The sequence below is a fragment of the Desulfamplus magnetovallimortis genome (genome assembly GCF_900170035.1).
GTDB classification, from domain to species: Bacteria; Desulfobacterota; Desulfobacteria; order Desulfobacterales; family Desulfobacteraceae; genus Desulfamplus; species Desulfamplus magnetovallimortis.
Map to the genome: position 1 here is coordinate 646,968 of NZ_LT828540.1, position 5,635 is coordinate 652,602.

The window sequence follows — 5,635 nt, forward strand, 5'->3', positions numbered from 1 at the left end:
AGCACCGGCACCGCTTTCAATAACAACTCTGTTGGTTCCCTGGCACCCATACACATGGTAAACATAACCTGACAGTACCCAGCATACAGCACCGTCGTTTGTCATCGTGACATACTTATCAGGCGTGTCAATATTAAGTGTTTCTGAGCCTGTCTGAATAACCGTTGTCATGACAGGATCGGAAATAACCTCCACTTCAAGATCACCACTTATCACTTTGTACATTGCAAAAAAATTGACTTCGTATGTGCCTGTTTTTCCAAATCCGTCATACAGTGCTTCATAAACACCGTCACTGTCTCCATCCAAAAGCTCCACCACAGGCAGGCCGGTGACAGGAACATCCGCAGAACCGGAATAGGCATCAGGCGGAATAACCATGGCCCAAACCCTGTCAAGCCCACCGGAAGCAGTGATAATACTGCCTGCCCACAATCGTGCTGATTCGCTTCCATCAAGTGCAATTGTGTCAGGTACGTCTTCAATAACCGGTGGAACTGCTGCAAGGGCGTACCCCTTACCCAGCCTTACTGCACTTGCAATACTTTTGTCCTCCTTTTCATTTGGCACAATATCCGAACCATCCTGCAGAATCCAGTTCGCTTCAATCTGTGGGGTCTGCCTGCCGCACATCTGCGTTGTTCCGGAGGTAAAACCATTATAAAGGCTGCCGCTCTGAATGATTTTCGCCCAGAAAGGGTATGAAAAAGAATAGAGGGTATCATCGGCAAAAGAGGCTGCCTCATCAGGGCCAGAGCTTGTAATTAAAATCCGCAGCTTGCCAGGTGGCGGAGTCATGTATTGAATAAAACTGCCTGAGTAACAGGCATCATAGACAAGTATGACATCTACATCCATATCTCTCTGAATAGTGTCCAGCCATAGGTCAAGATCACTTGCATATAGCCACTCCTGATATTCGTTTAGCATAAATTTGCCCACTCCGCCATGATCTGCCATGTAGATCAAAAGCTCGTCTGGAGGATTTGAAAATAAAGACCAGTCAGTAATTGCATTATAGACCTCATCCTGGGTTGCGTAGGCATCCACATCAAGATCTCCATCTCCGTCAAGGTCAATTTTATCATCCGGGCTTATGAAATAAATGTTCTCCTCTTCAAAGCCCTGGTTGCGAAGTGAACGGTATGCTATCTTCACACATGTTACAGTGTCTTCCCATATGGCATTTGTCTCGTAAGGACCTCCGCCGGCTATTATGATGGCCTTTGATGTTTTTTCGCTTGTTTCGCTGGTTTTAATGTCAATGGTTCCGCTTACTGTCTGTCCCGAGGCATCGGTCACCGTACACCTTACAGTGAAAGTGCCTGGGGACTGAAAGGTATGTTCAGGACTTTCCTGCGAAACTGCCTGTGTGCCGTCTCCGAAATCCCATTCATATTCATAAGGTGAACTGCCCGAGGATATTGTGCAGGAAAAAGATACTACAAGTGGCGCATATCCATCCTCTTCACTGGCCGATATTGAAAAAGTCAAAGGCACAAATGCTCCCGAACGAACACAACGAACGTAGTAAAAAGCGTTCTTACGGTAGTAACTGAGATTGCCATCGAAGAAACTCACAATCCACCCGACATAAGTTTCATAGGCGTACGCACTGCCCGACCAATACACTCCTGTAGTGACAGTATCAAATATATTGGCTGGAATTGACGGAAGAACCCTGGTATAATCAATAATGGTTGACAATTCCTCAACATCAGGAATTCTCCAGTCACTATACCCATCAAGTACTAGGTCTTCACAATACTTGCAAGAAGCTTCCCAGGTTCGTGTAACTGCATCATCTTCTCTTTGCCATTCAAGCTCTCTTTGTCTATCCTCTATAATGTTCTCACTTTTTACAACTAAATATTCTAAAGGATCAAATGACCAATATGACCCCGAACGAACACACCGAACGTAGCTAACACTGGTCTTAAGGCGGTAGCCCACACGGCCATCGTGGAAATACACGTGCCACGCGTGATCAACGTAAACTGCGTGGGTACTGCTCGACCAATAGTAATTTGATTTCACATTGTTGAATACCCCATCTGAAACTGACTGATTGTACATAGTATAATCAACAATACTCCTCAATTCCTCAACGCTGGGAGTACGCCAGTCATCATAACCTGCAAGTTCAAGATCCTCACATGCCTGACAGGCATCTTCCCAGTTTCGGGTGATACCGTCATCTATCTGCTGCCACATAAGGCCGGTGACTTCATCGGAAACTGTGCCGTCTCCGTTGTCAACAAAAGTGCCAACTGCATGGGCGGAAGTGGTTAAGAAAATAAATATCAAAAAGGACATGATATGAAGGGTGTGACTTATCTGTTTCATTTTTTTGCCCTTAATTGTTTAAAAATATCTGTAAAGGGTACACTCCACACTGCTATTGTACCTGCAAACTCTCCAAAGTAACAGTTTGTCCACCAAGCTTTACCAAACCCGACTCTATAACAAGATCAAAAAACTTGTCCTGAAAATTTATACTCTGGGAGACAGAGCTTGCCGGCATCACAAGCAAGGTTCCGTCACTACCCCTGAATGTTACTGTGGCACCGGAGCGGGATACAATAAAATCATTTGAAATCCCCTCAATGGTGATAACATTTCCACCTGGAAAATTGACAAGTCTGCCACCTGAACCGCTTTCAATAACAACGCTGTTGCTTCCCTGGCACCCATACACATGGTAAACATAACCTGACGGTACCCTGCATACAGCAGCATCGTTTGTCATGGACACATACTTATCAGGGGTATCAATGTTAAGCGTTCCTGAGCCTGTCTGAATCACCGTTGTCATGACAGGATCGGAAATGACCTCCACTTCAAGGTCACCACTCATCACTTTGTACATTGCAAAAAAATTTACTTCATATATGCCTTTTTTTCCAAATCCATCATACAGCGCCTCATAAACACCGTCACTGTCTCCATCCCGAAGCTCCACCACAGGCAAGCCGGTGACAGGAACATCCGCAGATCCGGAATAGGCATCCGGTGGAATAACCATGGCCCAGACCCTGTCAAGCTCACCGGAAGCAGTGATAATACTGCCTGCCCACAATCGTGCAGAATCCCTTCCATCAAGTGCAATTGTTTCAGGTACGTCTTCAATAACCGGTGGAACTGCTGCAAGAGCGTACCCCTTACCAAGCCTTATTGTATTTGCAATTTCTTTATCATCTTTTTCATTTGGTACAATATTCAAGCCATCCTGCAAAATCCAGTTAGCTTCTATTTGGGGAATCTGCCTGCCGCACATTTGCGTTGTTCCGGAGGTAAAACCATTATACAGGCTGCCGCTCTGAATGATTCTCACCCAGAAAGGGTATGAAAAGGAATAGAGGGTATCATCGGCAAAAGAGGCAGGCTCATCAGGCCCTGAGCTTGTAATCAAAATCCGCAGCTTGCCAGGAGGCGGAGTCATGTATTGAATAAAACTGCCTGAGTAACAGGCATCATATACAAGTATAACATCCACATCCATATTTTTCTGAATCGTATCAAGCCATAGATCAAGATCACTTGCATATAGCCACTCCTGATCCTCGTTGAGCATAAACTTGCCCACTCCACCATGATCCGTCATGTAGATCAAAAGCTCGTCAGGAGGATTTGAGGATACCGTCCAGAAAGTAACAGCATTATAGACCTCATCCAGGGTTGCGTAGGCATCCACATCAAAATCACCATCTCCGTCAATGTCAATTTCGTTATCCGGGCTTATAAAATATATCTTCTCCTCTTCAAAGCCCTGGTTGCGCAGGGCACGATATGCTATCTGCACACATGTTACAGTATCTTCCCATATGGCATTTGTCTCGTAAGCACCTCCGCCGGCTATTATTATGGCCTTTGATGTTTTTTCACTGGTTTCAATGGAAATGGTTCCGCTTGCTCTCTGTCCTGCGGCATCGGTCACTGTACACCTAACAGTAAAAATGCCTTGAGACTGAAAAATATGTTCAGGACGTTCCTGCGAAACTGCCTGTGTGCCATCTCCGAAATTCCATGAATATGTATAGGGGGGATTCCCCGATGCCACCTCACAAAAGAAAGTTGTCAAAAGTGGGGCTACACCGGAGGTTAATGTTGCTTCAAGAGGTTCTAATACAAGCTCCTGACTTTGCTGAACGTCAATGTTAATAGTCTCTGTGAACCTCTGACCTGAGCTATCAGTCACCGTACAAAGAACAGAATAATAACCTGCGACATTAAAAACATGGGAAGGGTTCTGCTGAATGCTTGCTTCACTGCCATCACCGAAATCCCATTCATATTCATACGGTGAGCTGCCCGAGGAGACTGTGCAGGAAAAAGATACTAATAGTGGCACATATCCATACTCTTCACTGGCGGAAATTGAAAAGGAAGTTGATCCCGAACGCACGCACCGAACGTAGTAAGACTTGCTCTTAGCGTTTCCTTCCACACGGCCACCGAGGAAATGCACGTACCACGCGTAACTAGTAAGATAAGCGTGCTTACTACCCGACCAGTAATAAGAAGATTTGACATTATTAAATATTTCATTAGAAATTGACGGATTATAGATTGTATAATCAACAATGGATGACAGCTCCTCAACATCAGGAATTCTCCAGTCACTATGCCCATCAAGCACAAGATTTTCACAATACTGACAAGCAGCTTCCCAGGTTCGTTTAACTCCATCATCCTCTCTTTGCCATTCAAGCTCTTTTTGATTATCTTCTATAATATTATCATTTTTAATAATCAAATAATCCAAAGGATAAAAAGACCAATATGATTCAGAACGAACACAACGAACGTAGAGATCATACTCCGTACTGTAACTGCCCACATTGCCACTGGTGAACCCCACGAACCACGCGTAAACAGGTATATTGGCGTCCGCACTGCCCGACCAGTACCAATTGTTTTTTATATTATTAAATATTTCATTAGAAATTGACGGATCATAGCTTGTATAATCAACGATACTCTTCAATTCCTCCACACTGGGGGCGACGCCAGTCATCATAACCTGCAAGCTCAAGCTCCTCGCATGCCTGGCAGGCATCTTCCCAGGTTCGTGTAACTCCGTCATCTCTCTGCTGCCACATAAGACCAGTGCCTTCATCAGAAACTGTGCCGTCTCCGTTGTCAATATAGGGGCCAACTGCATGGGCGGAAGTTGCTAACAAGATAAACATCAGAAAAAATGTTATAAATAGAGCGTGGTTTATCTGTTTCATTTTTTTGTCCTTAATTAAAAACGGGGTTTGGTTCTAATTTCGGCCATTTGTCTGAATCAGGATAACCAGGATAAGAAAGATGTTCAGGATGTTTGCTTAATCCTGCCTTATCCTGTTAATCCCGGGTATCCTGATTCAGACAATGTTGATAAGGCTCACAAAATCATAGGTGTCGTTTTTAAGAGAGATCAAAGGAAAACGCCACACAACTATTGTACCTGCAAACCCTCCAAAGTAATCGTTTGTCCACCAAGTTTCACCAAATCCGAATCTATAACAAGATCAAACACCTTGTCCTGAAAATTTATACTCTGGTAAACAGAGCTTGCCGGCATCACAAGCAAAGTTCCGTCACTGCCCCGGAATGTCACTGTGGCACCGGAACGGGAGACAATAAAATC

Annotated in this window: 3 protein-coding genes and 1 pseudogene; all 4 read right to left on the reverse strand. The window is 44.5% G+C overall.

Annotated elements, in window-relative coordinates; translation table 11 throughout:
• Positions 1 to 2,346 (reverse strand): Lcl domain-containing protein (locus MTBBW1_RS02565; RefSeq protein ID WP_139786637.1); only part of this gene is annotated, 2,346 nt, incomplete at its 3' end.
• A gap of 52 nt (positions 2,347 to 2,398) precedes the next feature.
• Entirely contained in the window at positions 2,399 to 4,987 is a 2,589-nt protein-coding gene (locus MTBBW1_RS02570; RefSeq protein ID WP_186441046.1) for an Lcl domain-containing protein, read from the reverse strand.
• Positions 4,971 to 5,234 carry an Lcl domain-containing protein gene (locus MTBBW1_RS28095; RefSeq protein WP_186441047.1) on the reverse strand — a complete coding sequence of 88 codons (264 nt, stop codon included), beginning with the start codon at positions 5,232 to 5,234 and terminating at the stop codon, positions 4,971 to 4,973. The genes MTBBW1_RS02570 and MTBBW1_RS28095 overlap by 17 nt, the downstream gene beginning before the upstream one ends.
• A gap of 209 nt (positions 5,235 to 5,443) precedes the next feature.
• Positions 5,444 to 5,635 (reverse strand): annotated as a pseudogene (locus tag MTBBW1_RS28100) (hypothetical protein); the annotation flags it as partial.

Coding starts and splice junctions, on each gene's coding strand:
- MTBBW1_RS28095 (WP_186441047.1), bottom strand. CDS start 5,234: ATGAAACAGATAAACCACGCTCTATTTATAACATTTTTTCTGATGTTT.